The following is a 26,374-nucleotide window of genomic DNA, read 5'->3' on the forward strand; positions in this document are numbered from 1 at the left end:
GTTATGTCCAATCATTCAACGCCAGACGCATCCGAACAGGCCCGGCAACAGTGGCATTTCGACATAATTGTCGCGCCCGGTTACGTCTTGTTGGAATTGGCGTCACTTGTGGAAGTGTTGCGCATTGCCAACCGCGTCTGTCCCTACCCGCCTTTCACCTTTTCCTACCGGTCTCTGAAGGGCGGGTCGATTACAAGCAGCAGTGGAGCGACTGTGGAAACCGAGTCGGTGGCAACCCGACGGCAGGCGGATTACCTGTTTGTCATCGGAAACTCGAACCCCGATCAGCCGGAATTATCCCTTGGGCGCATCGTGTCGGATTACACTTACCACGGCGCGCAGGTCTTTCTGCTGGCCGAAGCGGCCAGCCGCTATATCAAGGAGCAAGGGACAGCCGATCTGGCGACCCACTGGGAGAACGCGTCATTCCTGAGAGAGCGTGGCGCGCGCTTCGAGGCCAAATTGTCCATTGCGACCGAACAGGGGGGTGTGGTGACCTGCGCCGGGATGGGGGCCACGACCGACATTGCGCTGTCCGTGATCGGACGGCACATCTCGGGGCCTGCCAAATTGACGGTCGCGGACATCATGCTGCATGAGAAAATCCGCGATTTTTCCTCGATGCAACCGTTCTCGGGTGGCAAGAATACGGCAACCGGAGACGCCAAGCTGGACCAGTGCATCAAACTGATGCAGGCCAATATCGAAGAGCCTTTGCCGATCAATCAGATCGTTGATTCGCTGAATCTGTCCAATCGCTCTTTGGAGCGAAAGTTCAAGGCAGTGTTTGGCACGACGCCTAACGGATTCTATCGCGAAATGCGGCTTGCCAAGGCCAATAACCTGCTGCTGAACACCACAATGAGCGTGCGCGAAATCGGGTTGGCCTGCGGGTTTCCAAACGGTTTTTCGTCCGTTTACAAAAGCTTCTTCGGTGTGACACCGTTTGTTCTGCGGCGGGAAAAGCGGTTGGCGTCGCATCGTTGATTTTTGACGATTCACTGACGTTTTTCGTGCATTTTGTGTCGATCTTTCGTGCCATTGAGGTGAAAACCTGACAAAGCGGAGACATCAGGATGGTTGATCTTCCCACCAAGGCCCGTGTGGTCATCATCGGCGGCGGCGTGATCGGATGCTCGGTCGCCTATCACCTGACCAAGAAGGGCTGGAAGGATGTTGTGCTGCTTGAGCGCAAGCAGCTGACCAGCGGCACGACCTGGCACGCCGCAGGCCTGATCGCGCAGCTTCGGGCGACGGCGAACATGACCAAACTCGCCAAGTACAGTCAGGAACTCTATGGCTCGCTGGAGGAGGAAACCGGGGTCGCCACCGGGTTCAAGCGCGTCGGATCGATCACCGTGGCCCTGACCGACGAGCGGAAGGAAGAGATCTATCGCCAGGCCGCGATGGCGCGAGCCTTTGGCGTTGAGGTCGAAGAAATATCGAATGAGCGCGTACAGGAACTCTATCCGCATCTGAACCTCGACGGCGTCAGGGGCGCTGTATATCTGCCGCTGGACGGGCAGGGTGACCCGGCCAACATCGCGCTGGCACTGGCAAAAGGTGCACGGCAGCGCGGCGGGATCGTCAAGGAACGCGTGAAGGTCACCGACATTGTCAAGCAGGGTCGCAACGTGACCGGAGTGGACTGGGTTGCCGATGATGGCAGCGCAAGCGGCCACATCGAATGCGACATGGTGGTGAACTGCGCGGGCATGTGGGGTCACGAAGTTGGCCGTATGGCCGGTGTGAACGTGCCGCTTCATGCCTGCGAGCACTTCTACATCGTGACCGAAGGCATCGACGGCCTGACTCAGTTGCCGGTTCTGCGCGTGCCGGACGAATGCGCGTATTACAAGGAAGACGCGGGCAAGATTCTGTTGGGTGCGTTCGAACCCAACGCCAAGCCCTGGGCGATGGAAGGCATCCCGGACACGTTTGAATTTGATCAACTACCCGAGGATTTCGACCATTTTGAACCGATCCTTGAGGCCGCGTGCAACCGCATGCCAATGTTGGCTGAAGCAGGGATTCACACGTTCTTCAACGGTCCGGAATCCTTCACCCCGGACGACGCCTATCACTTGGGTCTGGCGCCCGAAATGGATAATGTCTGGGTGGCCGTAGGGTTCAACTCGATCGGTATCCAGTCGGCCGGCGGTGCGGGCATGGCGCTGGCTGAATGGATGGATACGGGCGAGAAGCCGTTCGATCTGGGTGATGTCGACATCAGCCGGATGCAGCCATTTCAGGGCAACAAGAAATATCTGTTCGAACGGTCGAAAGAAACGCTGGGCCTGCTCTACGCTGACCACTATCCCTATCGCCAGAAGGCGACGGCGCGAGGGGTGCGCCGCACGCCGTTCCATCAGCACCTGAAGGTACAGGGTGCCGTCTTTGGTGAACTCGCGGGCTGGGAACGCGCCAACTGGTTCGCCGGCGAAGGACAGGAGCGGGAGTATCAGTATAGCTGGAAACGTCAGAACTGGTTTGAAAACTCAGCCGCCGAGCACAAGGCAGTTCGCGAGAATGTAGGCATGTACGACATGTCTTCCTTCGGCAAGATCCGGGTCGAGGGCGTGGACGCCGAGAAGTTCATGAACTACATCGGTGGAGGTGATTATTCGGTGCCGACCGGCAAGATCGTCTACACCCAGTTCCTCAACCGAAATGGCGGGATCGAGGCCGATGTCACCGTCACCCGTTTGACCGAGACAGCTTATCTGGTCGTAACCCCTGCGGCGACCCGACTGGCGGATCAGACCTGGATGCAACGCCATGCGGGCAATTTCAACGTGGTCATCACCGATGTCACCGCAGGCGAAGGCGTGCTGGCCGTCATGGGGCCGAACGCGCGTGCATTGCTGGAAAAGGTCTCGCCCAATGACTTCTCGAACGCCACGAACCCCTTCGGCACGGCGCAGGAGATCGAGATCGGTATGGGCCTGGCCCGCGCGCATCGCGTGACTTATGTAGGTGAGCTTGGGTGGGAGATCTACGTTTCCTCCGACATGGCGGGCCACGTGTTCGAAACACTGCATGAGGCCGGTCAGGACATGGGGTTGAAGCTGTGCGGCATGCATATGATGGACAGTTGCCGGATCGAAAAGGGCTTCCGTCACTTCGGCCATGACATCACCTGCGAGGATCATGTGGTCGATGCCGGGCTGGGGTTTGCGGTCAAGGTCGACAAAGGCTGCGATTTCATCGGGCGCGAGGCCGTGATCGTACGAAAGGAAAGCGGGCCGGAAAATCGTCTGGTGCAGTTCCGCCTGACTGATCCGGAACCTCTGCTGTTTCATAACGAGCCGATCATCCGTGACGGCAAATATGTGGGCTATCTCAGTTCGGGCAATTACGGACACACATTGGGCGGCGCGATAGGAATGGGATACGTTCCGTGCAAGGGCGAAAAGGCGGCGGATGTTCTTGGGTCGAGCTACGAGATCGATGTCTGCGGTACCAAGGTCAAAGCCGAGGCCTCGCTGAAGCCGATGTATGACCCAGGATCTGAGCGCGTTAAGGTGTAAGCGCTGAAGACAACTAAGACCGGGGCGCAACGACGTCCCGGTCTTAGTTTGGGGTCGGCGCTTGGGGACATATCAGAATTTCTGATGACCCTCTTCACGCTTTTCGCAGTTTTCAAAACCCCGCGACCTGCCATAAAGACAAACGGTATCAGCCGGAGACCTGTCATGGCAGACGCAACCACTCAAATGCAGAATGTCGATACGCCCAAAGGCTTGGCTTTGGCGGTTACGGCCTATGTCCTATGGGGGTTTCTGCCGCTTTATATGAAGGCCATGGCACATATCGGACCGGTGGAGATCGTTGCCCATCGGATCATCTGGTCGGTCCCTGTGGCAGGCTTGCTGCTGATTGCGCTGGGTCGAACAAAGGACCTGAAAGCCGCTTTGCGGAACCCGGGAATGCTGGGAATGGCGTGCCTGACGGCCGCGCTGATTTCCGTCAACTGGGCAATTTATGTCTGGGCTATCGCCAGTGGCAACGCTTTGGACGCAGCGCTTGGGTATTACATCAACCCATTGTTCAGCATTGCGCTGGGCGCGATCCTTCTGCGAGAGCCGTTGAACCGCACGCAACTCGTGGCGGTCGGGTTGGCGGCGCTTGGCGTACTGGTTCTGGTGCTGGAGGCCGGTCGCCTGCCTTGGGCTGCGCTGGGGTTGATGGTCAGCTGGGGGTTTTATGCGTTCTTCAAGAGGTCGCTCCCGATTGGTCCCAATCAGGGATTTCTGCTCGAAGTTTTGATCCTGCTGTTCCCGGCGCTGGCCTATGTGACGTGGATGGGTGCGCAGGGAACCGGACATTTCGGCGCCGCCATATCCGACACCATGCTGTTGGCCGGAGCGGGGGTTGTTACCGCCGTTCCCTTGCTTGTCTACGCAAACGGGGCCAAGCTGGTGCGCCTGTCCACGATGGGCATCCTGCAATACATTGCCCCGACCATGATCTTCATCACGGCAATCACGGCGTTCGGTGAACATATCGACCGTGGTCGCATGATCGCCTTTCCGCTGATCTGGGCGGCGCTGGTGGTGTATTCCATTCCGATGATCCGGCAGATCCGCGCTCAGGCCTGAATCAGCCGAGCTGCTTCCCGGGCCCAGATCGCATAGGTCTTTGGGCTGGGATGGTACCCGTCAGGCGCGGCCAGTGCAGGGTCGTCGGGCAAGTCCAATGAAAGATGCGTGGCTTGCGGAAAGGTGTCCGCGACCTGTTGCAGTCCCTGATTCAATCGATCTGCCTGCCTGCCGAGGACCCAGGCCAGGGGCTGCGGCAATGCTGGAAAACGATTCATCTGTGGGACCGCCGTCAGCACAACCCGCCGCGCGCCCATTTGACTGGTGAGAAGATGCAACAGTCGGGTCTGCCGGTCGACAAACTGCCTGCAAGTCACCGCGCGGGTGACATCGTTGACGCCCAACGCCGTCACCACGGCATCAAATTTGCCGTTCAGTCGTTCAAGCCGGTCAATCGTGTCCAAGGTAGTATGGCCGGTGGTGGCCTCCAACCGCCATTCAACGCAATAGTGCCGCGCCAGTTGCGCCACGAGGTGGCCCGAAAGTGCCTGTTTCTGGGTGCCCGCCCCGACGCCGGCCGCGGAGCTGTCGCCGGCAACGAGCAGCCGCAGACGAGGTCCGCGTCCCTCGCGCCCTTGACGCGGGCCGATGGGCTCGGGCAGAAGTTGGGCACGACGCCGGACAGACAGTCCCTGTGCGGCCAATACCGGCAGCAATGGCACCCGCAGAATCTGATCAGCTGAAATAGGACCCGGCATGTTCAGCTCAGCGCGTTTTTGAATTCCAGGAATCGCGGGTCAGTCATGACCCGGGCCATCATCGCCTCTCGCAAAGCTCCGATGGTCTTGTAAGGGCGCATGACCACCTCAAACTCCTGTATAAGGCCGTCATCGTTGAGGGTGATCAGATCGACGCCGACCGCATCCAGGTCACCAACTTTGCACTGAAACTCCAGCGCCCAGTCATTGCCGCTGCCCATGACCCGTCGATACCGAAAATCCGTGAACACCTGCCCCACATGCCCCAATACCGCTGCGACCGGCGCCCGGCCCGTCCAGGTGCTGTAGTAGGTTGGCGGCGAAAATCGGACATCTTCGGCCAGCAACTCATGGATCAGGCTCTCATCGCCCTTGGCAACAACTTCTTGCATTCGTTGGATTGTAGGGTGCATGTCGTCTTCCTTTGATTGCAGCCAGAGTTGCGGAACCCGATTGCTCAGGCAAGGACGACGTTGCGGGAGGTAACGCGCTGCGATAGGCAGGCCCGCATGAGCGAGACCTACGATCCACCCAAGACACCGCTGGACGTTTTGCATGAAGATGCGCAACTGATTGTAGTGAATAAACCCCCGGGGCTGCTGTCGGTTCCCGGGCGTGGCGAGCATCTGGCCGACTGCCTGCTGACACGCGTTCAGGCGGCATTCCCACAAGCGCTGCTGGTGCATCGGCTGGATCGCGATACCTCGGGCGTGATGGTCTTTGCTCAGACCCCTCATGCACAGCGGCATCTGGGCCTGCAGTTCGAAAACCGCCAGACACGCAAAACCTATGTCGCCCGTGTGTGGGGTCGGGTTGAACAGAAAACGGGGACAGTTGAGCTGCCGCTTATCGTCGACTGGCCGAACCGACCGCGGCAAATGGTGTGTCACGACACGGGTAAACCTGCGGTCACCGATTGGCGTGTGGTCAAGTACGAAGGGGAAACGACACGGGTTCGCCTTTTTCCCAAGACCGGCAGGTCGCATCAGCTGCGTGTTCATATGCAGGCGCTGGGCCACCCAATCCTGGGTGACCCGTTTTATGCCGTAGGTACCGCGCGCGACTTTCCGCGACTGATGCTGCATTCCGAAGAACTGCGCCTGAAGAACCCCGAGGGCGGGGTGGCGATGAAATTCCGTGCCCCGGCAGATTTCTGACCCTAGGCGCTGCTGACCCAGAACATCTTGAGATTGCCCAGTGAGAACCGTTTTTGGCGTTTTCTTGGACGAGAAGTTTTGCGGTGGCGGGCGGCGGAAAGTTCACGTTCGATCTCGAACCCGCGCAAAACGTGATCCTGCGACCAGCGGTCCAGTTTCAGGGTCATCATGACGTGGTTGTCTCGGCTTGGCATGGGTGTTCTCCTGTCTCGTGATGGTCCAAGCTTCACCCATTGCTCCTGACACCACCTTGTCAGGGGGGTGTGCTAAGGTGTCAGCAGATTGCAAGGAGACTGACATGCGTCGTTCGACCCGTCTGTTCGAGATAATTCAGATTCTACGTACCTCTAGCGGGCCAGTGACGGCAGATGAATTGGCGGCCAAGCTTGAGGTGTCAGCACGCACCGTCTACCGCGATATCGCGGCGTTGCAGGCGCAACGGACGCCGATCGAGGGCGAGGCCGGTGTGGGCTATTTGATGCGGCGCGGATATGACCTGCCGCCTTTGAACTTTGACGCCGAAGAAGTTGAGGCACTGTGGGTGGGTCTGTCGATGCTGGCGCGCACCGGCGACAGCACGCTGCAACAGGCCGCCGACCGGGTATGCCGCAAGATCGAGGCGTTGCGCGCGCCTGCCGATTGGCTGCAGGTTGCCCCTTGGGGGGCGCCCGCGGATGACCCGGACAAAGGGTGCGTGTCGATTGCTACCTACCGTGAAGCCATCCGGGCCGAGCAGAAAATCCGGATCACCTACGTAAATTCCACCGAAGAGCGAACTGATCGGATTTTGCGCCCTGTCGCGCTGATCTATCATATCGAATGCACCATGCTGGCCGCCTGGTGCGAGTTGAGAAACGGGTTTCGTCATTTTCGCACGGATCGGATCTGGTCCTGCGAGCTGGAGGATGATCACTTTTGTGGCCAGGGCCAACCCCTGCGCGCGATCTGGCAGGAACAGAACCGGTGGGACGCGTCGGCTGGCGCGGCTTAGGTGGCGGGTATTCGCCGACTTAACGGATTTGTTGCTTGAGCCCGCGCTCGGGTCCCATGCTATACTTTGGGAAATCAATGAAGCCCGGCAAACGGGTATTTGGAGCAGAAGGTGATTCCATGGCGATTTCCAAGAGTATCCTGACGGTCGGAATGTGTTCGGCCCTATTTCTAGGCGCGTGTACAGACCCGGGTACACTGTCTGTTCAGAACGATCCGAACCAGAATGCAAAACAAGGTGCCTTGTTGGGTGGACTGATTGGGGCCGGAGTGGGCGCAATCGCCAATGATTCCGACCCACTTCTGGGTGCACTGGCCGGAGGCGCGATCGGTGCGGCCGGAGGCGGCGTGATCGGTAACCAGCTGGACAGGCAGGCCGCTGAATTGCGCCAGCAACTGGCCAATGACGGGATCACTATCGTGAATGCCGGCGACCGTCTGATCGTGACAGTCCCCAACGACATCACCTTCGACACCGACAGCTCGACCGTTCGCCCAGCCTTGCGGGCAGATCTGGTGAAGGTGGGTCAGAATCTGGTAAATTACCCGAACTCGAACGTTCAGATCATCGGGCATACCGATAGCGACGGAGAAGCGTCCTACAACCAGGGTCTGTCAGAACGCCGCGCCAATTCGGTGGCGGATATCCTGCAGGCCAACGGTGTCAGCTATGCGCGGATCACCACAGTCGGGCAGGGTGAAAACAACCCCGTCGCCTCGAACCTGACGCCGGAAGGCAAGGCGCAGAACCGTCGGGTCGAGATCGTGGTCGTGCCCAGCGGAAACGCCTGATCGGATTTCCGGAATTCAGTGGGGCCGCCCATCGACGGCCCCTTTTTTGCACATTGACTGCGCGTCAGGCGGGCTATGGTTTCGTTCCGAATTCGGTAAATTGACCCTGATCTGAATGACGGAGTTTTCCCTGATGTCCGAACCGATCCTTCTGGCCCTGTCGGGTTCGCTGCGCCAAAACGCGACCAACCGCAAACTGCTGCGCGAGGCTGCGCGGCTGTTCGACCCCGGCACCTTCATCGAGGCCGATCTGAACCTGCCTCTGTATGATGGGGATCTGGAAGATGGTGAGGGTATTCCGGAAAAAGTGCAGGCGCTGGCAGATCAGATTGCGCGGGCGCATGCGGTGATCATCTCGACGCCGGAATACAACAAAGGGCCATCGGGCGTTTTGAAGAACGCGCTGGATTGGGTCAGCCGCACCGAGGGGCGCCCCTGGGCCGACAAGCCGGTCGCTGTGATGTCGGCTGCGGCAGGCCGGGCCGGTGGCGAACGTGCTCAGATGGTGTTGCGGGCTTACATGGTGCCGTTCCAGCCGCGCATTCTGCAAGGCCCCGAGATCCATCTGGCCAACAGTTCCAACGAGTTCGACGATCAGGGCCGTTTGGCGAGTGCCCGCTACGAAGCAGCCCTGCAAACCCTGATGCAGAAACTGCGGACCGAGGCGGGGTATTGAAAGCCAGCTTGTTCCTGCGCTTCGGCGGCCATAGGCTGCCGGGATGAAGCAGGAAACTCAGGTCGATATTCAAACTGACATGATGGACCCGGCGCGCGCTGCTGCATGGCAAACGGCGCTGGGGCACGAACAGACGATTACAGGTGGGTCGGACCTGCCGCCGTTTTTCCATCAGCTCTATTTCTGGTCGCCGCAGCCACCGGATGGATTGGGGCGCGACGGACATCCCTTGGTTGGCAAAGGTCTTATCCCGGATATGGGGCTGCCGCGCCGGATGTGGGCCGGTGGGCGGTTGGAGTTTCACGCGCCATTGATCGCCGGTCAGGACGCAGAGCGCCGATCGTTCCGCGAGACGGCAACCGCCAAGGCCGGGCGCACCGGACCGCTGGCCTTTGTCACCCTGCGCCATGAAATCTGGCAAAACGGCGCGTTGTGTCTGACCGAATGGCAGGATCTGGTCTATCGCGAAGACCCCTCGCCGGATGCCATCGCGCCAACACCTCCAACAGCCCGAACCGATGAGACCGACCTGCGTGAGGCCCGGTTCGATACAACGTTGCTGTTCCGTTATTCCGCGCTGACCTTCAATGGCCACCGTATCCATTATGATCTGGACTATGCACGCGATGTCGAAGGCTACGAGGGGCTTGTCGTGCACGGCCCCTTGCTGGCGCAACACTTGATGTTGATGGCTGAAGACTTGATCGGGCCGCTGACGCAGTTTTCCTTTCGGGCCTCATCGCCGCTTATGCATTTCGAGACGGCAATCCTGTGCCGGAACGGTCAGGATCTGTGGGTGCGCGGACCGGACGGGCGGCAGTGCATGCAGGCCGTTGCCGTGTCAAAGTGAAGCTTCGGGTCGGAAATCGTCGGGGATCAAGTCGCGCCCATCCAGAACCAGATCGGCCATAACCTCGGCCACTTTCGGGGCCATGCCGAAGCCGATCTTGAACCCGCCATTGGCGATGAACTGTCCCTTGTGCAAGGGATGCTTGCCCAGCATCGGCGCGCGGCTCTTGCTGCGGGGGCGGACACCGGCCCAACGCTCGATCACCTCGGCCCCATGCAAAACCGGAACGGCGCGCATGGCCCGGTCGATCACGTCGTCCAGCGCGGCGTCCGTGCTCGTGGGGTCATCGTATTCGCGTTCCGAGGTCGAACCGACGGCCAATGTACCGTCCGCATGTGGGACGATATGGATGGCGTCGACAAACAGTTGTGGCACATCGCCTGCGTCGAACCTCAGCAAAGCGGCCTGACCTTTGACACCATTGCCCACCGTTTTTCCAAAAGCCTGACTGAGTTCCTGCAGCCCGGCCAGCCCCGTCGCGTGAACGACCAGCCCAGCGTCGGGCGCATCAGCCACAACTTCAACTCCCATAACTGCAAGGGCCGAGACCAACGCCGCGCACGCGCGCCGCGGATGCATCCGGGCCGTCAGCGTGTCATGGATCACAAATCCGGTGGGGCTGGGCGGACACCACGCGCCAATCTCCGCGACCGGTACCACGCGCCAATCCGCGCGCCCGTGCCACAGCTCTGCGGCTGTGCTTTCCCGCGATCGTGCCAGTTCAAGGCTGCGGTCATCTGTTATGGGCTGCAAACGACCCAGTCGCGCATATCCCGGTGAGACACCGCCTGTGGCCTCGACCTGGCTCCAGAATGGCTCGGCCATGATCAGGCTGTCGAACTGAAACGCTTTCTTGGCATTCCAGTTCTCGGGCACATGCGGGGCAAGCGCGCCCACAAGGCCGCCGCTGGACCCGGCGCCTGCACCAAAGGGATCGACAACCTGCACCTTCGCGCCGCGCCGGGCGCAGGTCCAGGCGATGGACAGGCCGAAGATACCTGCGCCCCGCACTGTCACATCGACCATTGCCAATCCCCTTTTCCTTGTTCAGTGTCGCGCCGCTTAGCTACAGGATAACCCGATGGCAGACCAGCGCGCCAAATTGACCTGGAAGGACGATCAGGTTCCGGTCTCGGACCGCTTCGACGATCCCTATTTTTCGTTGCAGAACGGGCTGGAGGAGACGCGCCATGTGTTTCTGGCGGGCAATGATCTGCCCGCGCGCTTTGCCCCCGGCTTTCATATTGCCGAGCTGGGTTTCGGAACCGGACTGAACATGCTGACCGTCTGGTCGGAATGGGAGAGATCAGGCCAGACATCTCCGCTGATTTTCACCAGCTTCGAAGCCTTCCCGATGGCTTCGGCCGACATGGCACGCGCCCTGGCCGCTTTCGCCGAGCTGGCACCATGGGCTGATCGGTTCCTTGCAGCGTGGCAGGGCGGATCCTGCAACCTAGGGACTCTGCATCTTGAGGTGATTGCAGGAGATGCTCGCGACAGTTTGCCAAAATGGTCGGGGCAGGCCGATGCATGGTTTCTGGATGGATTTTCGCCAGCAAAAAACCCGGAATTGTGGGAGCCCGACCTGCTGCGGCAGGTTGCGGATCATACCGCGCCCAATGGAACCGCAGCGACCTACACCGCCGCCGGTTTCGTGCGTCGAGGGCTCGAGGAGGCCGGGTTCACGGTGACCCGCACTCCGGGCTTTGGCCGAAAGCGGCACATGACGCGGGCGGTCAAGGCATGACGCAACAGAATAACAGTCGTGCTGGTATCGCCCTGATGATCGCCGCAACCGTCGTCTTCGCGCTGCAGGATGGAATCTCGCGCCATTTGGCCGGTACCTACAACACCTACATGGTTGTGATGATCCGATACTGGTTCTTTGCAGCCTTCGTCGTGGCCCTTGCAGCACGCGCCCCGGGCGGGCTGAAGGCTGCAACGCAATCAAGCCAGTTGGGCTTACAGATTCTACGCGGCGTGCTGCTGGCAGCCGAAATCTGCGTTGCCGTGTTCAGTTTTACCATCCTCGGTCTGATTGATACGATGGCGGTCTTTATCTGCTATCCGCTGATTGTCGCGGCACTTAGCGGTCCGGTGCTGGGGGAAAAGGTCGGTTGGCGGCGCTGGTCCGCGATTTGCGTGGGATGCGTCGGCGTTCTGATCATCCTCGAGCCGGGTGCGGGCGTATTCAACCCCTGGGCCATCATACCGCTGATCTCGGCGCTGATGTTTGCCGTCTACGGGTTGCTGACCCGATACGTTGCACGGCTTGACAGTTCAGCCACCAGTTTTTTCTGGACCGGCATTGCCGGTGCGGTGGCGATGACGCTGGTAGGTATGTGGTACTGGGAGCCGATGGCACGCCCGGATTGGCTGTGGATGGCCCTGCTCTGTGTCAGCGGGGTATTGGGACACTGGTTGCTGATCAAATGCTACGAGATGGCCGAGGCCAGCGCGGTGCAGCCCTTTGCCTATTTCCATCTGGTGTGGAGCGCTGTTCTGGGATTGCTGATATTCGGCGAGGTGCTGCGCCCGGCGGTGGTTGTGGGCGCAGCGCTGGTTGTTGCCGCTGGTCTGTTCACCCTATGGCGCGAACGACGCCAGGGTTGAGCCGGTCAGCTCCTGCGAAAACGGTATTGGCAGGGCTGGCTGTCCCAGTCTGGCGCGGTAGACTGGCAGGCTTTCGGCGACACGCATGACGTAATTTCGGGTTTCACTAAAGGGGATCATCTCGATCCAGTCGACCACATCGACTTCGCCTGCGCGCGGGTCACCGAAACGGTCCATCCATGAAATCGGGCGCCGCGGCCCGGCATTATAGCCCGCCGCCATCATGACCACGTTACCGTTGAAATCAGAGGCCAATCCGGCCAGGTAATTCGATCCCAGCTTGGCATTGTATTTCCAGTCCGAGGTCAGTCGGGCCGTCTTGTGCCCGCTGAGAAGACCCAGCTCACCAGCAACCAGTTTGGCGGTGGCCGGCATCACCTGCATCAGCCCGCGCGCACCCGCACCACTGACGACAATCGGGTCAAACTCGCTTTCGCGCCGCGCAATGGCCAGGGTCATTTCCCTGGCCATCGGCAATCCCAGATCGGCGACAGGATGTACCGGATAATAAGCCGCCGGAAGCACGACACCGGTACGTGCCGCCCGCTTGGCAATCATCACTGCCAGATGCGGTTCCTTCAGTTCCAGTACCAGGTCACCCAATTGCCCAGCCTCGACCGGATCGAGGCCTTCGACCAGATGGGTCAGAAACCTTTCTGACAGGTTGTCCTCGCCTGCGCGCAGCAACAGCAACCCGGCCTCAAGCACGCTTGAATCGGCGAAACTGGCCTGTTTCCAGTGCGGTGCACGCCTAGGATTCGCCAGTTCGCTGTCAAAGGGGCGTCCGATGCGCTCGGCAGCCAGCAGACCATAGAATGAAGTCTGGTAGTCCGCACCCATCGCGTAAGCTTCATACGCCTTGTCTGCGTTACCCACTGCGGCATAGGCACGGCCCAGCCAATACCCCCCGCGGCCCTTGGAAATGGGCGATTGCACCGCCCCCGAGAAGTTCTGGAAATGCCGCACGGCTGTTGCCGGGTCATCCAGACGCCGCAGGGCGAGAAATCCGGCCAGCCATTCGAGATCGGCATAGGCATATCCCATTTCCGGTGTCATGTGGTGACTGGCCGCGATCTGGTAAGCGCGGGTGGCGCTGCCACCCCGCATCTCGAGCCGCGCCAGACGACGGCGACCTTCGGCCCATTTGTCCGGTTCGCCCAGCGCCTCCGGTCCCGTCGACCGCGTCAACATCAGATCGATGGCGCTGTCATCGAGCTCTTTCCTGTCACGCCAGACAAACCGGTCAAAGGCCAGGCCCGGCGACGAGGCCAGCGACTTCGGAACGGCAGCAACCTTGCCATCCACACCCGGCTGGCGCTTTTGCAAGGCAATCCGAGCTTCGGCCAGCTTGCGGTAATCCGGGCCCACCAGCGGCAGCATCTGCCCGGCGCTGACCAGATGTCCATCCCACAGCATCCTGTCCAGACGCGCTTCGTGGTGTGGTTTCAGCAACTTGCTGAAGTTCTCAAGGTAGTTTTTCTGCAGCCCGGACCCCATCGGCATCGTGCGCCATGCGGTCACGATATCGGCTTCGGCCTCGCCATTGCGGCCTTTGGCCATCAGAGCGATGGCATAGTTCAATGCGCCCTCGGCTGTCTGTGGCGGAGAATTGTCGTAGAATTTCAGGATCCGGTCCGTCTCTGCACCGGTAAACGCGGGTTCGCTTTTGCGACGCAGCCATGCCAGGCCGGGCCAGTCCGGGCGTCGGTCGAGAAATACCAGTACATCGCCGGAACTGCCGAAACCCTCGCGCAGCCAATGCCACACGATAACGTCGCGCGTAACGGACCCGCGCGCTCCGGATACCCGCAGTGCTTCGTTCCAGTCCCCTTTGCGCATTTCCGCCATTCCAGCCCGCAAATCCGCAGCGGCATCGGCGCGAGCGGTCTCTACCTGGACGGCAGAACACAGAATCACAGTTGTCAAAAAGGCCAGAAGGCGTGTCATCCCTTGCATTTCCTAACCAACCGAGGATACAGCCATTCAGGATAAACCGTGCGTCGTCGGGATCAACTCACAAACCAAACATCGTGACGGACCGATGCGCAAAAACCAGCATATTGCACCCTAAGGAGTGTTCCATGTTCAAAGGCTCGATGCCAGCCCTCGTCACCCCGTTCCGCAACGGCGAGTTGGACCTGGATACGCTCAAACACTTGGTGGAATGGCAGATTCAGGAAGGGTCGACCGGTTTGGTTCCGGTGGGAACGACCGGTGAGAGTCCGACGCTGAGCCACGAAGAGCACGAGACCGTGGTCGAAGAGGTCGTCAAGGCTGCGGCAGGACGCGTGCCGGTGATTGCCGGTGCGGGGTCAAACAACACAGTCGAGGCGATCCGGTTCGTGCGATTCGCCCAAAAGGTCGGCGCTGCGGCTGCGCTTGTGGTGACACCGTATTACAACAAGCCAACCCAGAAAGGCCTGATCACGCATTTCCGCGCTCTGCATGACTGCGCCGATATTCCGATCATCATCTACAACATCCCTGGCCGTTCGGTGATCGACATGACACCGGCAACCATGGGTGAACTGGCAAAACTACCCCGTATCATCGGCGTCAAGGATGCCACTGGTGATCTGGCGCGCGTCAGCCAGCAACGCGCCAGCTGCGGTGCAGATTTCTGTCAGCTTTCGGGCGAGGATGCGACCGCGCTGGGTTTCAACGCGCATGGCGGTGTCGGCTGTATCTCGGTTACGGCAAATGTTGCTCCAAAACTCTGCGCGGAATTCCAGCAGGCGACGCTGGATGGCGACTATGCGACGGCGCTGGAATACCAGGATCGCCTGATGCCCCTGCATGAGGCGATTTTTATCGAGCCGGGTCTCGTCGGCGCAAAGCATGCGCTCAGCAAGCTGGGCCGTTGCAGCGAGGAAGTCCGCTCGCCGCTGACCATGCTGGAGGACACCACAAAGTCCGCCATTGATGCAGCCATGGCTCACGCCGAATTGATATGATGCCAAATTGCAGGGCCTGCGACCGGCAGGCCCGACTAGCTTAGCAGCTTTTCCAGATGCCGGGTTTTCTCGGGGTTGCGCACCATGTAGATGGCCGCAACCCTGCCGTCCTCGATCTTCAGCGACGTTGCCTGCAATGAGCCTCCTGGTTCGCGGTTTAGGATTGCCGGTAAACCGTTCAGCCAGCAAAAAACCCACTGGTACGAACGGGGCGCTGTCGGCTTTCGAGCAAGCCCGACGAAAAAGCGTGTAACTTTGTCCCGGCCGTAAATTGGGTTCAGTGTCGCGATAATCCTGCCGCCGCCATCCGAATGCAGCTGGACGTCACGGGCAAGCAGGTCGGACAAGTGTTTCGTGTCCCCGCTTTTGGCGGCATTGAAAAACGCTTTCGCCAGTTCCTCGCCATGTTCGCGTTCTATTCGGGTACGTGGGTTGACGTCCTCGACATGCTTGCGGGCGCGGCTGACGAGCTGGCGGCAACTGCTTTGGCTGCGCTTCAGTGTCTCGGACAGTTCGTCATACGAATGCTCGAACACATCATGTAGAAGGAATGCCGCACGTTCCAGCGGTGACAACCTTTCCAACGCCATCAAAAGCGCGACCGAGACATCACGGTCCAGCCGTTCGGTCGCATCATCGGTTATCAGGGGTTCCGGCAACCACTCTCCGGGATAGACTTCACGCATGGCCTGCGCGGCTCTCAAGTGGTCGAGGCACAGCCTGGTGACAATGCGGATCAGGTAACCTGTCTCATCGTGCACCTGATCAGAATCGACGCGCCGCCAGCGGAGATAGGCGTCCTGTACGATATCCTCAGCGTCACTGACTGAGCCGAGCATGCGGTAGGCAACCGCGAACAGGCGCGGTTGCAGGTCGACAAAGGATCGATCATCGGGCTGTGAATCGGACCGGGTCACGCGGCAGAGGCCTTGCTGGATACCGGGTGTGGAATAGCAAATCCGATGGCCAGTCGGTTCCAGGCATTGATCGTTGTAATCACAAGGGTCAAGGCCACCTGATCCTTTTCCGAAAACTGCGCAGCCATCGTCTGGTAGACATTGTCAGACACACGGTGTGTTTCGATACGCGTCAGCGTCTCGGCCCATGCAAGCGCGGCGCGCTCGCGTTCGGAATAAAGCGACGATTCATGCCAGGCATTCAGAAGATGCAGGCGATCTTCGGTTTCGCCGCCCGTGCGGGCGTCGTGCGTGTGCATGTGGATGCAATAGGCACAACCGTTGATCTGCGAAACCCTGAGTTTGACGAGTTCGATCAGACTGTGTTCCAGTTCGGATGCGTGCAGACACTGCTCCATGTCCAGCATGGGCTGTAGCAATTCAGGTGCGATGGCAAAGTGATTGATCCGGGGGGACATTGGTTTCTCCTGTTTTGAGATAGAACAAAAACAGGACGGATGAGTCACCGGGTTTGTGACATGCCTCGGAAAAAAGAGCCGCGGATCGGAGGCTCCTTGAGGAGTGTTCAGCGTTTGCCGTAGTACAGCCCAACCACATGTTCGGCTTGCGCGAAAAACAACCAACGTGATGTGGCCACACCGGCCAGGTGTGACAGGACGGCCAACAGCGCAAAGAAGTGATTGAAAGGCAGAAGCAGCAGTATGACAGGCAGTACAAATGCAAGCACGAAGGAGATCATGCGCAGCTTTTCGGCGTGCTTTCGACCCACGACATGGACAAATTCCCGCAGCAGATAATTCGTGCCTGTATGCGGCGGTTCGAACGCGCGGACCGCGCCTCGGTGGTCCAGACCCGTTGCGGTGCCAAGGGTCGTGCCGGCCTCCTCAAAGGCCTTGTCGCCCTGACGCCAGTACAGAATTTGCACCAGAGCTGCGATCAGAAGCAAAGGCAGCGCTATCGCAGTCTGACCCGCCAACAGGGCACCACCCGCAAGACTGAAGCTGAGGAACATGGCCGGTGTCAGATTCATGTTCCATCGCGGGATGGTCCTGAGCTGCGTGTAGATCATTGATGTGGTGAACACAGTGGCCAACGCAAACGCTGCGCCAACAACTCCGAGAATGCCCCAGCGCTGGTCCAGAAAAACCACGCCGATGGCATAAAAGCCCATAATCATCAAGGCGATAACCGCGCACCAGCCTTCACGGCTGAGCCAACTGGTCTTCCATTGGGTAAACGCCTTCCACGCACGTTCCGGGTGTCCCAGATGAAAGGTCGATGCCAGCAATCCGCCCACGGCGAAAGCGTAGGCGATCACAAAGAACGCGAAGGCGATCCAGCCGGACACGTCGGGGAACCCGAGGCCCAGAAAAAACAGCAGGCCAAACCCGAGGCCCGAGAGGGTGGTAAAGATGATGACTGAGGGTGCCGGATGCATCAGAGTTTCTCCAACGTCTTGTCGAGCCAGCCAATGAACCCTTTGGGTTCTTCGGCAACCGGGGCGAGCAGAGGAGCCAGGATGTCGATCTGATCTTCAACGGTGTCCTTCGGGCGTGGAGGGAGGTATTTGTTGACGGGTTTGGTGCCCATTTCGGGCATCAGGTCCATTCCTTCTCGCTCGGCCACCAGTTTGCTGACATCGCTGTCCGGATCACTCAGATCGCCAAAATGCCGGGCGCCGGCGGGGCACGTTCGCACGCAGGAGGGAACGCGGTCCACCTCCGGCAGGTTTTCGTTGTAGATGCGGTCAACGCATAGGGTGCATTTCTTCATCACGCCCTCGGCCATGTCCAGCTCACGCGCGCCATAGGGGCAGGACCAGGCGCACAGTCCGCAGCCGATACAGTCGCTTTCGTTGACCAGAACGATGCCATCCTCGACCCGTTTGTAACTGGCCCCGGTCGGGCAGACGGTGACGCAGGGCGCGTCTTCGCAGTGCAGGCAGGATTTTGGGAAATGGATCAGCTGGGCATGGCCCTGCTCGGGCTGTACCTCGTAGGAATGCACGCGGTTGAGGAACGTTCCTGAGGGGTCAGCACCGTACGCATCCTGATCGGACAGGGGGGCGCCGTAATTCTCGGTGTTCCAGCCTTTGCAGGAAATCACGCAGGCGTGGCAACCGACGCAGGTGTCGAGATCAATCACCAGACCCAGCTTGCGCTCTGTGGATTGGGGAAGTTGGGTCATGTCAGCGCACCTCTGCTGCTGGGGAGGGGGCCAGCCCCCTCTTGAGCCTTCGGCTCAATTCACCCCCGGGATATTTTTGGCCAGATGAAGTGCGGATCCGGGTCATTTACCCACCTTCCATGCGATATCTTTCGGGCCGGTCCCAACCGGTGATTTGATGGGCCCGAATTCGGGCTGGCTTTCCGCGTCGCTTGGGGCCTCGGTCTTTTCGATTTTCACCTTGAGGTCGAACCATGCGGCCTGACCCGTAATCGGGTCGGAGTTGGCCCACCGCATACCGTCGCCTTTGGGGGGCAGAAGCTCGTGAATAAGGTGGTTTAGCAGGAAGCCTTTAGTGGCTTCTGGCGCATCCTCCTGCAGCGCCCAGGCTCCTTTGCGCTTGCCGATGGCGTTCCAGGTCCAGACAGTGTTGTCGTTCAGCGCCGCCATTTCCATGACCGGTACCGTGATTTCTCCGTGCGGAGAACTGACCTTGGCCCAGTCGCCGTCCCGCAGATCATGCTCGCGCATCAGTTTGGTCGGGACATAAAGCGGGTTGCGCCCGTGCAATTGCCGCAGCCAGGCGTTCTGGGTGCCCCAGCTGTGATACATGGCCATCGGGCGTTGGGTCAGAGCGTTGATGGTGAAGCCTTCGTTGCCCTGCTGATCCGTTTCGTACCAGATCGGCAGCGGGTCCATCGTGTTTTTGATTCGTTGACGCAAATGCTCGGGCGGTTGGCGGTCGCCATGACCTTCGGCGGCCAGCTGGAATTTGCGCATCGGTTCCGAGTAGAGCTGGAACAGGTAAGGCTGCGGGCTGTCATAGATACCCATGCCTACGGCCCAATCCTGATAGGCCTTGTTCCACGGTTTGTAGTAGTCGGCGCCTTCGGGGATATGCGCGATATAGAAACCGCCATTCTCGATATATCGGTTCAACTGGTCGGGATTGACTTCTCCACGCCCTTCCTTGTCGCCGTTTTCGCCCCGGAACCCGGCCAACGGGCCGATGCCCGGCTTACGCTGGTGGTTGACGATGTAGTCGGCGTAATCCTTCCACTTTGGGCTCCCGTCTTCGTTTGTGAAGCCGGGCAGGCTAATGCGGTTGGCGAGTTCGATCAGAACCGATTGGAACCCGCGCACGTCGCGGTCGGGTTCGATCACCGGCCAGCGGATCGCGTCAGCGGCTGCGTCGGCTTCGCAAATGGGACGGTCCAGCAGCGAGATACAGTCATGCCGCTCCAGGTAGGTCGTATCGGGCAGGATCAGGTCGGCATAGGCAACCATTTCCGATGAATAGGCATCGGAATAAATGATCTTGGGGATGACGTATTTGCCGTCTTCATTGCGAGCGGTCAGCATCTCCATCACACCCTTGGTGTTCATGGATGAATTCCACGACATATTTGCCATGTACATGAACAGCGTGTCGATCTTATAGGGATCGCCGGCTGCCGCGTTCGAGATCACCATATGCATGAGCCCGTGGGCGGACATCGGGTTTTCCCAGGTGAAGGCCTTGTCAATGCGTTGTGGGGTGCCGCAATCGTCTATCAGCAGGTCTTCGGGGCCGCGCGGGAAGCCCAGATGCGGGCCTTCCAGAGGGCGTCCGGGGCGCCGGTCGCCATGCGGGTTGGGGTGAGCCTCGACCGGTTTGGGGTAGGGTGGTTTGAAACGGAATCCCCCGGGAACCTCGACCGTGCCCAGCAGGATTTGCAGCACGTGCAGGGCGCGGCAGGTCTGGAAGCCATTGGCATGGGCCGAGATTCCGCGCATGGCATGGAAGCTGACCGGACGGCCGATCATTTTGTCGTGTTTTTCACCCCGGAAATCGGTCCATTCGCGGTCCAACTCGATGGCCTCGTAAAAGGCCACGCGGGCGATCTCGGCGGCGATGGCGCGGATGCGCTTGGCTGGGATGCCGCAGCGTTCGGCGACGGCCTCGGGCGCGTGATCGTCGGATAGGTATTTCGCAGCCATCAAATGAAAGACCGGGCGATGGGTGACGCCGTTGTTTTCATAGGTAGCTGACAGGTCGGGGCGGACGCCGGGTTTGTCAAAGGCAGCCGGTTCACCCGTCACTCGGTCGATGACAAGCGGCTTGCCATCCGCATCGCGCAGGAACAGACCTTTTTCAGGTCCCTCAACCGCATTCACCAGAACCGGCGCGTTGGTGTAACGGCTAAGGTAATCCAGATCGATCTTGCCCGCTTTCATCAGCACATGGATCAGAGACAGAATGAACAGCCCATCCGTGCCCGGTGTGATACCGACCCAGTCATCGGCGACGGCGTTATACCCTGACCGGATCGGGTTGACCCCGATCACCCGTGCGCCGCGCGCCTTGATCTTGCCGATGCCCATCTTGATCGGATTGCTGTCATGGTCCTCGGCCACGCCGAACAGCATGAACAGCTTTGTGTGATCCCAATCGGGCTGGCCGAATTCCCAGAACGCGCCGCCCATCGTGTAGATGCCGCCCGCCGCCATGTTGACCGAGCAGAACCCGCCATGAGCCGCGTAGTTCGGGGTGCCGAAATTCTGTGCCCAAAAAGAGGTGAAGCTCTGGCTCTGATCACGACCGGTGAAGAAGGCCAGTTTCTGCGGGGCGGTCTCGTGCAGTTCGTTCAGCCAGCCGACGGCGGTGCTGATCGCCTCGTCCCATTCGATCTCGCGGAATTCACCCGACCCACGCGGACCGACCCGGCGCAGGGGCTTGCGCAAGCGCGACGGCGCGTTGACCTGCATGATCCCGGCGCTGCCCTTGGCGCAGAGCACGCCCTTGTTGACCGGGTGGTCACGGTTGCCTTCGATATAGGCAACCTTGCCGTCTTTCATGTGAACGTTGATCCCGCATCGGCAGGCGCACATGTAGCAGGTGGTGCGCCGGACCTCGTCCGAAACCTTGGGCGAAAGGTCGATCTTCGGCTGATGCGTCACGTTAACTCTCTCCCCGTGGCCGATTGCTTTGGCACCTGAACGTTCCGGTTATTCTTAGAATTTATATTCCCGGCTCAAGCATTAGTATTGATTTTCGGCTGTCGCCCCGACGTTCTGGTGCGGCATCCCGGCAGAGGCCGGACCCGATGGGACCGGCCGTCTTCGGTTTATTGAGGACGCATATCTTTTGCGTCAACGCCGGCGACTTCGACGGGTTTCTTCATCGCGTCACGGCGGAAAGGCTCGCCCAGTTCCTGGTTGATCATGGCCTCGATCAGGGTGGTGATGCCGTTTTTCTGGTCCTCGATGGCCTGGTTCAGCGCCGCCGTCAGTTCGTCCTGGGTACGAGCCACCACACCCTTCAAGCCGCAGGCCTGCGCGATACCGGCGTAAGAGACCTGGGTGTCCAGTTCCGTGCCCACGAAGTTGTCATCGAACCATAGGGTCGAGTTGCGCTTTTCCGCGCCCCACTGGTAGTTGCGGAACACGATCTGGGTCACCGCGGGCCATTCCTCACGCCCGATGGCGGTCAGTTCGTTCACCGCAATGCCAAAGGCGCCGTCACCGGCAAAGCCCACCACCGGTGTGTCCGGGCAACCGATCTTGGCGCCGACGATGGCCGGCAGGCCGTAACCGCAGGGGCCGAACAGGCCGGGGGCCAGGTATTTGCGGCCCGCCTCGAAGGACGGATAAGCGTTGCCGATGGCGCAATTGTTGCCGATGTCGGAGGAGATGATCGCCTCTTTCGGCAGCGCGGACTGAATTGCGCGCCACGCCATGCGCGGGCTCATCCAGTCGGGCTTGGCATCGCGGGCACGCTGGTTCCAGGTGGTGCCGGGGTCGTCATCCTCGTGGTCCATGCTAGACAGCTGCTGCGCCCAGCGGGACTTCTTCTCGGCGATCTTCGCCTTGCGCGCCTCGCGGCCGTCGTCACCGGCGGTGTCGCTCAGCTGCGCCAGGACACCTTTTGCTACCTTGGCAGCGTCACCAATGATGCCGACGCTGACTTTCTTGGTCAGGCCGATGCGGTCGGGGTTGATGTCGACCTGGATGATCTTGGCGTTGGCGGGCCAGTATTCCATGCCGTAACCGGGCAGGGTCGAGAACGGGTTCAGACGGGTGCCGAGGCACAGAACCACATCCGCCTCCGAGATCAGCTCCATCCCCGCTTTCGAGCCGTTATAGCCCAGAGGGCCGGCAAACAGAGGGTGCGAACCGGGGAAGGCGTCGTTGTGCTGGTAGCCGACGCAGACCGGCGCATCCAGACGCTCGGCCAGCGCTTTCGAGGCGTCGATGCCGCCTTCGGACAGAACCACGCCGGCGCCGTTCAGGATCACCGGGTTCTTGGCGTTGGACAGCAGCTCGGCCGCCTGCGCCACGGCACTCTCACCGCCCGAGGGGCGCTCGAATTCGACAACAGCGGGCAGATCGACATCGATGACCTGGGTCCACATGTCGCGCGGGATGTTCAGCTGGGCCGGGGCGCTGGCGCGCTTGGCCTGCATGATCACGCGGTTCAGAACTTCGCAGACACGGGTCGGGTCGCGGACTTCTTCCTGATAGGCGACCATGTCCTCGAACAGCTTCATCTGCTCGACTTCCTGGAAGCCACCCTGACCGATGGTCTTGTTCGCCGCCTGCGGGGTCACCAGCAGCAACGGAGTGTGGTTCCAGTAGGCGGTCTTCACTGCGGTCACGAAGTTGGTGATGCCGGGGCCGTTCTGCGCGATCATCATCGACATCTTGCCGGTGGCGCGGGTGTAGCCATCGGCCATCATGCCGGCGCTGCCCTCATGCGCGCAGTCCCAGAACATGATCCCCGCTTTCGGGAACAGATCCGAGATCGGCATCATCGCCGATCCGATGATCCCGAACGCATGTTCAATCCCGTGCATTTGCAGCACTTTGATAAAGGCTTCTTCGGTCGTCATTTTCATCTGGGTTTCTCCGGGCTGGGTGGTCGTGGCCGGGCAATTGGCCGCAGCAGTTCTTTGCGGTTTTGGCGCATGGGTGCGTGCGACGTTAGGGCCAGAACTGATGGCGGAATAGGTCCAGTCGGTTAATGGTTTTGGATTGCATCGGCGATCTGCTCGATTCCCGGGGCGATACGTTCAGGTGCGATCGAAGAATAGCCCAGACGGTAATAGTTCCTTGGCCGCTTGGGACCGGAAAAGAACTGCTCGCCGGGCTCGATGTGAACGCTGCGTTGCTGCAGTTGTTGCGCCAGCTGCTTGGTATCAATGTCACGAGGCGCTTGCATCCACATGGATGAACCACCCAAAACGCCGCGCCCGGCAACGGTCAGGCCGTGGTTTTCGATTGCTGCCTCAATCGCCTCTCGCCGCAGTTGCAACGCCTTGGACATGCGTCTGATCTGTGCGTCGTAGTGGCCCAGAGACAGAAAATAGGCAGCTGTGCGCTGTATGTGCCCCGGCGGGTGGCGCAGGACCAGCGAGCGTAACGCGCGTGCCTCGCGAATAAATGCCTCGGACCCGACCATGTACCCGAGACGAAGGCCGGGAAACAGCGACTTGGAAAAACTGCCGACGTATACAACCCGGCCATCCCGGTCGAGGGATTTCAGCGCCGGTGAAGGGGCACCCAGAAAGGCCATCTCGAATTCGTAATCGTCTTCGACGATGATCGCGTCCAGCTCTCGTGCCCGAGCCAACAGGGCATTGCGGCGACTCAGAGGCATCGTCGCCGTGGTCGGGCTCTGATGGCTGGGCGTCGTGAAGATCACGTCGGTCTCGTCAGGGATGCTGTCCGGTGGCAAACCGTCCTGATCGACGCGCAGCGGGGTCACATTGCATTCGGAATGGATAAGAAGATTCCGCAGGGCGTAGTAACAGGGATCTTCTATCGCTGCAGTCCGGGAGCGGTTCAGAAGCACCCGGGAGGCCAGCCAAAGCGCGTTTTGCGCGCCCAGAGTTATCAAAATTTCTTCGGGGCGGGCCGCGATGCCGCGACGGGGCAGGGTGTGGCGCGCGATGAACTCGATCAAAAGCTGATCGTCCTGATCGACGTAGTCCCCCGTCAGCGAGTCAAAGTCCTTGTGCCCAAGCGCCCGCACGGCACAGAGCCGCCAGTTGGCGTGGTCAAACAGGGATCTGTCGGCTTGCCCGTAGATGAATGGATAGCGGTAATCGCGCCAGTCGCTGGGTTTTTGCAGGAAATCTCCGCCGGAGTAGTGCCGGGCCAGCGCGGCGCTCCAGTCAACAGATTCATCTCCGCGCTGCAACGGCGTGTATTTAGGCGGCACCGGGGCGTTCTGGGATACGAAATACCCTGACCGCCCCTTGGCTGTCAGGTAATCGTTGGCCAAAAGTTCGGTATAGGCCAGTGTGACGGTAATCCGACTGACCCCCAGATGCGTCGCCAATTTGCGGGATGAGGGCAGCTTTTCCCCCACATGAAAACGCCCCGACAGAATGCCTTCGGCGATCATCTGCTGGATGCGCGCCTGCAAGGTGCCCTGACCGTTGGGATCGAGAAAAAAGGTGTCCACCGAAATGCTCATATCCGCTTATAGGCTGGACCTAAGGTGGCGGCAATCTGGACTTAAGTGAAATCCCGACAAAACCGCTTCCGTGGTTGACGCGCGCTCGCAAATAAACTATATAACCAGAAAATTAGTTTAATGGAGAAATGAGATGTGGGAAACCGCCGCTGCAGGATTCTCGGCCATGGGTTCGGAAGCCCGGCTGAAGGTCCTGAAAACTCTGGTTCGTGCGGGCGAGGCTGGATTGACTGTCGGTGAAATCCAGAACCGAACCGGCATTGCGCCTTCGACTCTTGCGCATCACCTGCGGTTTCTGGCCGCTGGTGGAGTGGTCGAGCAGGAAAAGGTCGGTCGAAGCACGATCAACCGGGCGTGTTTCGATGAGCTGAGAAACCTGGCGCAGTTCATCCTCAGCGAATGCTGCGCAGACGAAATTGGAAAGGCCGCGAACGATGGCTGAACTCTCACAAAACCCGAAGGTCCCGGCCAGAGGTGTCGTGGATCTGATCAAAACGCCATGGGCCTTGATCATCGTGATCCTTGCAGCCGTGGCTGTTTTGGACCCGGGCAACTGGACCGAAGTTGTGGCCTTTGCCGGCAAGGCGCTGGCCCATACAGGGCAGTATATCCTGTTTGCCGTTTTGTTGCTGTCCTACCTGAAGGCGACCGGAGCCGAGGTCATGGTCGCCCGCGCTTTTGAAGGGCGCGAGACGCGTATGATCTTTCTTGCAGCCCTATTTGGCGGGCTCGCACCGTTCTGTAGTTGTGAAGTCATCCCTTTCATCGCCGGTTTGCTGGCTCTTGGCGCACCCCTGTCGGCCGTCATGGCGTTCTGGCTCAGTTCACCGCTGATTGACCCGCCGACTCTGTTGATCACCGCCGGAGCGTTGGGCTGGCCCTTTGCCATCGGCAAGGCCGTTGCTGCCGTGGCGTTGGGGTTGTTTGGTGGATTCACAGTTCGCGTCATGATGCAGGGCGGGGCATTCGCCAACCCTTTGCGCGAATACAAGCCTGCCGGATGCTGCGGCTGTGGACCCAAACAGGACGACAAGCCTGTGTGGAAGTTCTGGCAGAAGCCCGAACGCCGCGCACGGTTCCGCAGTGAGTTCGTGCACAATGGTGTGTTTCTGCTGAAATGGCTGGCCCTGGCCTACGTGCTTGAGGCGCTTCTGGTCAACTACGTGCCCGCCGACCTGATCGCCCGAGCGGTAGGTGGAGAAGGGGTCGTGCCCATCGTGGTGGCCGCCCTGGTCGGAATGCCCGCCTATCTGAACTCCTATGTTGCTCCGCCGCTGCTGGCTGGCCTGATGGAGCAGGGGATGAGCGCAGGTGCCGCGATGGCCTTTATGGTGGCGGGCGCCGTCAGCTCAATCCCGGCGATGGCGGCAGTCTGGTCGCTGGTTAAACCGCGCGTGTTTGCCACCTATTTGGGGCTGGGCGTCGGCGGGGCAATTGTCACCGGCATCCTGTTCCAGATGATCTGAAATGATTAAAGCCGCCCGGCAGCAATGCGGGGCG

Annotated in this window: 25 protein-coding genes; 13 read left to right on the forward strand and 12 right to left on the reverse strand. The window is 60.1% G+C overall.

Annotation, left to right across the window (positions count from 1 at the left end; translation table 11 throughout):
• Positions 1–3: 3 nt before the first annotated feature.
• The 3 genes from AC2TEL_RS16555 (at position 4) to rarD (ending at position 4,601) form a co-directional block, all read left to right on the forward strand.
• On the forward strand, positions 4–987 hold the full coding sequence (locus tag AC2TEL_RS16555; protein WP_480841208.1) for a GlxA family transcriptional regulator: 984 nt from the start codon (positions 4–6) through the stop codon (positions 985–987).
• Positions 988–1,076: 89 nt separating this feature from the next.
• Positions 1,077–3,530 (forward strand): GcvT family protein, encoded by a 2,454-nt coding sequence (locus AC2TEL_RS16560; protein WP_480841206.1) that lies wholly within the window; start codon positions 1,077–1,079, stop codon positions 3,528–3,530.
• A 165-nt stretch (positions 3,531–3,695) separates the two neighbouring features.
• The gene (rarD, locus tag AC2TEL_RS16565; RefSeq protein ID WP_480841204.1) at positions 3,696–4,601 is read left to right on the forward strand and encodes an EamA family transporter RarD; all 906 of its coding nucleotides are present in this window, start codon (positions 3,696–3,698) and stop codon (positions 4,599–4,601) included.
• Here the strand turns inward: rarD and AC2TEL_RS16570 are convergent.
• Entirely contained in the window at positions 4,592–5,299 is a 708-nt protein-coding gene (locus AC2TEL_RS16570) for an SGNH/GDSL hydrolase family protein (protein ID WP_480905454.1), read from the reverse strand. The genes rarD and AC2TEL_RS16570 overlap by 10 nt on opposite strands.
• Positions 5,300–5,301: 2 nt before the next feature.
• Entirely contained in the window at positions 5,302–5,712 is a 411-nt protein-coding gene (locus AC2TEL_RS16575) for a nuclear transport factor 2 family protein (RefSeq protein ID WP_480841200.1), read from the reverse strand.
• A gap of 96 nt (positions 5,713–5,808) precedes the next feature.
• Here AC2TEL_RS16575 and AC2TEL_RS16580 point away from each other — a divergent pair, with 96 nt between their 5' ends.
• Entirely contained in the window at positions 5,809–6,456 is a 648-nt protein-coding gene (locus AC2TEL_RS16580) for an RluA family pseudouridine synthase (RefSeq protein ID WP_480841198.1), read from the forward strand.
• Positions 6,457–6,458: 2 nt separating this feature from the next.
• Here AC2TEL_RS16580 and AC2TEL_RS16585 read toward each other — a convergent pair whose 3' ends face one another.
• The gene (locus AC2TEL_RS16585) at positions 6,459–6,650 is read right to left on the reverse strand and encodes a hypothetical protein (RefSeq protein ID WP_480841196.1); all 192 of its coding nucleotides are present in this window, start codon (positions 6,648–6,650) and stop codon (positions 6,459–6,461) included.
• Between the two features lie 104 nt (positions 6,651–6,754).
• On the opposite strand from AC2TEL_RS16585, the gene AC2TEL_RS16590 reads away from it, so the two are divergent.
• The 4 genes from AC2TEL_RS16590 (at position 6,755) to AC2TEL_RS16605 (ending at position 9,764) form a co-directional block, all read left to right on the forward strand.
• The gene (locus AC2TEL_RS16590; RefSeq protein WP_480841194.1) at positions 6,755–7,447 is read left to right on the forward strand and encodes a helix-turn-helix transcriptional regulator; all 693 of its coding nucleotides are present in this window, start codon (positions 6,755–6,757) and stop codon (positions 7,445–7,447) included.
• A 119-nt stretch (positions 7,448–7,566) separates the two neighbouring features.
• A complete protein-coding gene (locus AC2TEL_RS16595; protein WP_480841192.1) occupies positions 7,567–8,238 on the forward strand; it encodes a YiaD family glycine zipper/OmpA-like lipoprotein in 672 nt (223 codons plus the stop codon).
• Positions 8,239–8,371: 133 nt separating this feature from the next.
• The gene (locus AC2TEL_RS16600) at positions 8,372–8,914 is read left to right on the forward strand and encodes an NADPH-dependent FMN reductase (RefSeq protein ID WP_480841449.1); all 543 of its coding nucleotides are present in this window, start codon (positions 8,372–8,374) and stop codon (positions 8,912–8,914) included.
• 43 nt (positions 8,915–8,957) lie between these two features.
• Positions 8,958–9,764: an HTD2 family dehydratase gene (locus tag AC2TEL_RS16605; protein WP_480841191.1), complete on the forward strand. Its 807-nt coding sequence runs from the start codon at positions 8,958–8,960 to the stop codon at positions 9,762–9,764.
• On the opposite strand, the gene AC2TEL_RS16610 is transcribed toward AC2TEL_RS16605, so the two are convergent.
• Entirely contained in the window at positions 9,756–10,790 is a 1,035-nt protein-coding gene (locus tag AC2TEL_RS16610; RefSeq protein ID WP_480905457.1) for an NAD(P)/FAD-dependent oxidoreductase, read from the reverse strand. The two genes, AC2TEL_RS16605 and AC2TEL_RS16610, sit on opposite strands and share 9 nt — an antisense overlap.
• Positions 10,791–10,845: 55 nt before the next feature.
• Here AC2TEL_RS16610 and mnmC2 point away from each other — a divergent pair, with 55 nt between their 5' ends.
• Both mnmC2 and AC2TEL_RS16620 read left to right on the forward strand, forming a co-directional pair.
• Positions 10,846–11,511: a tRNA (5-methylaminomethyl-2-thiouridine)(34)-methyltransferase MnmC2 gene (gene mnmC2 / locus AC2TEL_RS16615; RefSeq protein ID WP_480841188.1), complete on the forward strand. Its 666-nt coding sequence runs from the start codon at positions 10,846–10,848 to the stop codon at positions 11,509–11,511.
• Positions 11,508–12,377 carry a DMT family transporter gene (locus AC2TEL_RS16620; RefSeq protein WP_480905460.1) on the forward strand — a complete coding sequence of 290 codons (870 nt, stop codon included), beginning with the start codon at positions 11,508–11,510 and terminating at the stop codon, positions 12,375–12,377. Before mnmC2 ends, AC2TEL_RS16620 begins: the two co-directional genes overlap by 4 nt.
• Here AC2TEL_RS16620 and AC2TEL_RS16625 read toward each other — a convergent pair.
• On the reverse strand, positions 12,351–14,324 hold the full coding sequence (locus tag AC2TEL_RS16625) for a lytic transglycosylase domain-containing protein (protein ID WP_480905462.1): 1,974 nt from the start codon (positions 14,322–14,324) through the stop codon (positions 12,351–12,353). The genes AC2TEL_RS16620 and AC2TEL_RS16625 overlap by 27 nt on opposite strands.
• Positions 14,325–14,458: 134 nt before the next feature.
• Between AC2TEL_RS16625 and dapA the strand changes: the two genes are divergently transcribed.
• Positions 14,459–15,331 (forward strand): 4-hydroxy-tetrahydrodipicolinate synthase, encoded by an 873-nt coding sequence (gene dapA / locus AC2TEL_RS16630; protein ID WP_480905465.1) that lies wholly within the window; start codon positions 14,459–14,461, stop codon positions 15,329–15,331.
• A gap of 35 nt (positions 15,332–15,366) precedes the next feature.
• Here dapA and AC2TEL_RS16635 read toward each other — a convergent pair whose 3' ends face one another.
• The 7 genes from AC2TEL_RS16635 to pdxR all read right to left on the reverse strand — a co-directional run bounded on the left by AC2TEL_RS16635 (position 15,367) and on the right by pdxR (position 24,874).
• The gene (locus AC2TEL_RS16635) at positions 15,367–16,248 is read right to left on the reverse strand and encodes a sigma-70 family RNA polymerase sigma factor (RefSeq protein WP_480841180.1); all 882 of its coding nucleotides are present in this window, start codon (positions 16,246–16,248) and stop codon (positions 15,367–15,369) included.
• Positions 16,245–16,706, reverse strand: coding sequence for a carboxymuconolactone decarboxylase family protein (locus tag AC2TEL_RS16640; RefSeq protein ID WP_480841178.1), 462 nt, complete (start codon positions 16,704–16,706; stop codon positions 16,245–16,247). The genes AC2TEL_RS16635 and AC2TEL_RS16640 overlap by 4 nt, the downstream gene beginning before the upstream one ends.
• A gap of 107 nt (positions 16,707–16,813) precedes the next feature.
• Entirely contained in the window at positions 16,814–17,686 is an 873-nt protein-coding gene (locus tag AC2TEL_RS16645) for a dimethyl sulfoxide reductase anchor subunit family protein (protein WP_480905468.1), read from the reverse strand.
• Positions 17,686–18,435 (reverse strand): 4Fe-4S dicluster domain-containing protein, encoded by a 750-nt coding sequence (locus AC2TEL_RS16650; protein ID WP_480905471.1) that lies wholly within the window; start codon positions 18,433–18,435, stop codon positions 17,686–17,688. The genes AC2TEL_RS16645 and AC2TEL_RS16650 overlap by 1 nt, the downstream gene beginning before the upstream one ends.
• 102 nt (positions 18,436–18,537) lie before the next feature.
• Positions 18,538–21,354: a molybdopterin oxidoreductase family protein gene (locus AC2TEL_RS16655; RefSeq protein ID WP_480905473.1), complete on the reverse strand. Its 2,817-nt coding sequence runs from the start codon at positions 21,352–21,354 to the stop codon at positions 18,538–18,540.
• A 167-nt stretch (positions 21,355–21,521) separates the two neighbouring features.
• The gene (gene xsc, locus AC2TEL_RS16660; RefSeq protein ID WP_480905476.1) at positions 21,522–23,291 is read right to left on the reverse strand and encodes a sulfoacetaldehyde acetyltransferase; all 1,770 of its coding nucleotides are present in this window, start codon (positions 23,289–23,291) and stop codon (positions 21,522–21,524) included.
• Positions 23,292–23,413: 122 nt separating this feature from the next.
• Positions 23,414–24,874: a MocR-like pyridoxine biosynthesis transcription factor PdxR gene (gene pdxR, locus AC2TEL_RS16665; RefSeq protein ID WP_480841168.1), complete on the reverse strand. Its 1,461-nt coding sequence runs from the start codon at positions 24,872–24,874 to the stop codon at positions 23,414–23,416.
• 133 nt (positions 24,875–25,007) lie between these two features.
• Between pdxR and AC2TEL_RS16670 the strand changes: the two genes are divergently transcribed.
• Complete coding sequence (locus AC2TEL_RS16670) at positions 25,008–25,316, forward strand: ArsR/SmtB family transcription factor (protein ID WP_480841166.1); 309 nt, start codon at positions 25,008–25,010, stop codon at positions 25,314–25,316.
• On the forward strand, positions 25,309–26,340 hold the full coding sequence (locus AC2TEL_RS16675; RefSeq protein ID WP_480841164.1) for a permease: 1,032 nt from the start codon (positions 25,309–25,311) through the stop codon (positions 26,338–26,340). Before AC2TEL_RS16670 ends, AC2TEL_RS16675 begins: the two co-directional genes overlap by 8 nt.
• The last annotated feature ends 34 nt before the right edge of the window (positions 26,341–26,374 follow it).

Source organism: Ruegeria sp. HKCCD9138 (genome assembly GCF_057220975.1).

Coding starts and splice junctions, on each gene's coding strand:
- AC2TEL_RS16555 (WP_480841208.1), top strand. CDS start 4: ATGTCCAATCATTCAACGCCAGACGCATCCGAACAGGCCCGGCAACAG.
- AC2TEL_RS16560 (WP_480841206.1), top strand. CDS start 1,077: ATGGTTGATCTTCCCACCAAGGCCCGTGTGGTCATCATCGGCGGCGGC.
- rarD (WP_480841204.1), top strand. CDS start 3,696: ATGGCAGACGCAACCACTCAAATGCAGAATGTCGATACGCCCAAAGGC.
- AC2TEL_RS16570 (WP_480905454.1), bottom strand. CDS start 5,299: ATGCCGGGTCCTATTTCAGCTGATCAGATTCTGCGGGTGCCATTGCTG.
- AC2TEL_RS16575 (WP_480841200.1), bottom strand. CDS start 5,712: ATGCACCCTACAATCCAACGAATGCAAGAAGTTGTTGCCAAGGGCGAT.
- AC2TEL_RS16580 (WP_480841198.1), top strand. CDS start 5,809: ATGAGCGAGACCTACGATCCACCCAAGACACCGCTGGACGTTTTGCAT.
- AC2TEL_RS16585 (WP_480841196.1), bottom strand. CDS start 6,650: ATGCCAAGCCGAGACAACCACGTCATGATGACCCTGAAACTGGACCGC.
- AC2TEL_RS16590 (WP_480841194.1), top strand. CDS start 6,755: ATGCGTCGTTCGACCCGTCTGTTCGAGATAATTCAGATTCTACGTACC.
- AC2TEL_RS16595 (WP_480841192.1), top strand. CDS start 7,567: ATGGCGATTTCCAAGAGTATCCTGACGGTCGGAATGTGTTCGGCCCTA.
- AC2TEL_RS16600 (WP_480841449.1), top strand. CDS start 8,372: ATGTCCGAACCGATCCTTCTGGCCCTGTCGGGTTCGCTGCGCCAAAAC.
- AC2TEL_RS16605 (WP_480841191.1), top strand. CDS start 8,958: ATGAAGCAGGAAACTCAGGTCGATATTCAAACTGACATGATGGACCCG.
- AC2TEL_RS16610 (WP_480905457.1), bottom strand. CDS start 10,790: ATGGTCGATGTGACAGTGCGGGGCGCAGGTATCTTCGGCCTGTCCATC.
- mnmC2 (WP_480841188.1), top strand. CDS start 10,846: ATGGCAGACCAGCGCGCCAAATTGACCTGGAAGGACGATCAGGTTCCG.
- AC2TEL_RS16620 (WP_480905460.1), top strand. CDS start 11,508: ATGACGCAACAGAATAACAGTCGTGCTGGTATCGCCCTGATGATCGCC.
- AC2TEL_RS16625 (WP_480905462.1), bottom strand. CDS start 14,324: ATGACACGCCTTCTGGCCTTTTTGACAACTGTGATTCTGTGTTCTGCC.
- dapA (WP_480905465.1), top strand. CDS start 14,459: ATGTTCAAAGGCTCGATGCCAGCCCTCGTCACCCCGTTCCGCAACGGC.
- AC2TEL_RS16640 (WP_480841178.1), bottom strand. CDS start 16,706: ATGTCCCCCCGGATCAATCACTTTGCCATCGCACCTGAATTGCTACAG.
- AC2TEL_RS16645 (WP_480905468.1), bottom strand. CDS start 17,686: ATGCATCCGGCACCCTCAGTCATCATCTTTACCACCCTCTCGGGCCTC.
- AC2TEL_RS16650 (WP_480905471.1), bottom strand. CDS start 18,435: ATGACCCAACTTCCCCAATCCACAGAGCGCAAGCTGGGTCTGGTGATT.
- xsc (WP_480905476.1), bottom strand. CDS start 23,291: ATGAAAATGACGACCGAAGAAGCCTTTATCAAAGTGCTGCAAATGCAC.
- pdxR (WP_480841168.1), bottom strand. CDS start 24,874: ATGAGCATTTCGGTGGACACCTTTTTTCTCGATCCCAACGGTCAGGGC.
- AC2TEL_RS16670 (WP_480841166.1), top strand. CDS start 25,008: ATGTGGGAAACCGCCGCTGCAGGATTCTCGGCCATGGGTTCGGAAGCC.
- AC2TEL_RS16675 (WP_480841164.1), top strand. CDS start 25,309: ATGGCTGAACTCTCACAAAACCCGAAGGTCCCGGCCAGAGGTGTCGTG.